The 1,519-nt window shown below is 32.3% G+C and carries 2 protein-coding genes and 1 tRNA gene; 2 read left to right on the top strand and 1 reads right to left on the bottom strand.

Going from position 1 to position 1,519, the window contains the following annotated elements; all coding sequences use genetic code 11:
• On the bottom strand, positions 1–852 hold an 852-nt coding region (locus ABWO04_RS11865; RefSeq protein WP_353079892.1), incomplete at its 3' end, for a glutamate--tRNA ligase family protein.
• Between the two features lie 100 nt (positions 853–952).
• On the opposite strand from ABWO04_RS11865, the gene folB reads away from it, so the two are divergent.
• Together folB and ABWO04_RS11855 are read left to right on the top strand one after the other, a co-directional pair.
• Complete coding sequence (gene folB / locus ABWO04_RS11860; protein WP_291242651.1) at positions 953–1,309, top strand: dihydroneopterin aldolase; 357 nt, start codon at positions 953–955, stop codon at positions 1,307–1,309.
• 103 nt (positions 1,310–1,412) lie between these two features.
• A tRNA-Cys gene (locus ABWO04_RS11855) sits at positions 1,413–1,483 on the top strand.
• Positions 1,484–1,519 lie beyond the last annotated feature (36 nt).

The raw sequence follows: 1,519 nt of genomic DNA, 5'->3' as shown, positions 1-1,519 counted from the left end.
AACGTGCTTTTCTTCAACTAATTGTAATAATTTACGTTTAGAAACTACGGTGTGCGATAAATTTCTACGAGCAAATTCTCTTTGTTTTGGTCGTACTTTGGTTTCATCATAAATTTGATTTAAAAACCAATCGTATAATTCTCTATGAGGTAAAAATTCTAATGTACAGAATGAGTGTGAAATTTGTTCTAAATAATCACTTTCTCCGTGAGCCCAATCGTACATAGGATAAATACACCAATCGTTTCCTGTACGATGATGATGTGCGTGCATAATACGATAAATAATAGGATCTCGCATTAGCATATTATTGGCTTTCATACTTATTTTAGCGCGCAAAACGTGAGTTCCTTTTTCGAATTCTCCGTTTTTCATACGTGTAAATAAGTCTAAATTTTCTTCTATGGTACGCGTTCTAAAAGGCGAGTCAGTTCCTGGCGAAGTTGGTGTTCCTTTTTGAATGGCCATATCTTCAGAAGACTGACTATCCACATACGCCTTGTCTTTTTTAATTAATTCTACTGCCCAATCATATAATTGTTGGAAATAATCCGAAGCATAACATTCTTTGTCCCAATTAAAACCAAGCCATTCGACGTCTTTTTTAATCGCGTCCACAAACTCTTGTTCTTCTTTTGAAGGATTCGTATCATCAAAACGTAAATTAACGGGCGCATTGTAATCTATACCTAAACCAAAATTAAGGCAAATAGCACTTGCGTGACCAATATGTAAATATCCGTTAGGTTCTGGAGGAAAACGAAAACGTAACTTATCAGATGATAAACCGTTTTTTAAATCGTCTTCTATAATTTGTTCTATAAAATTTAAAGATTTTTCTTCTGCAGACATAAGAATTTGTAATTTTGACAAAGATAACAATAAGTTTATAAGTTTAAAATGTTTATGAGTGTAAAAGAATTGTAAACAGATTACTAATATCAAATAAAAAATGGGAATCATAAAATTAACTAATATTCGAACCTTTTCATATCACGGATGTTTGGAAGAAGAAGCAAAAATTGGAAGTAATTATCGTGTTGATTTAACTATAAAAACCAATTTAAAACCATCTGCTCAAACAGACGAACTAAATGATACTGTAGATTATGTAGATTTAAATCGAATTGTAGTAGAAGAAATGGCAATTCGTGCCAAGCTTTTAGAACACGTAGCACAAAGAATAATTGATAGAGTTTTAAAAGAATTACTTCCCGTATTAAAAATCAAAATTGAAGTAACGAAGCTAAATCCGCCAATTGGTGGTGATGTTGAAGGAGTTACGATACGAATGAAGAAAAAAAGATAGTTTTAAGAAAATAAAGATTGAAAAAAGAAAATAGATTTTAAAATATTTGGAATTTGTGATTTGAATATTGAAATTTTTATATCTATATTTGCAATCCAATAATGGCGTCGTGGCCGAGCGGCTAGGCACCGGTCTGCAAAACCGTCTACTCCGGTTCGAATCCGGACGATGCCTCTGAAAGAGTTACTTGAAAAAGTAGCTCTTTTTTTT

The sequence above is a fragment of the Flavobacterium sp. genome, from assembly GCF_040382755.1.
Classification (GTDB): Bacteria; Bacteroidota; Bacteroidia; order Flavobacteriales; family Flavobacteriaceae; genus Flavobacterium.
The sequence above is the reverse complement of the archived record's forward strand: the minus strand, read 5'-3'. Positions and strand labels throughout refer to the sequence as shown.

Coding starts and splice junctions, on each gene's coding strand:
- folB (WP_291242651.1), top strand. CDS start 953: ATGGGAATCATAAAATTAACTAATATTCGAACCTTTTCATATCACGGA.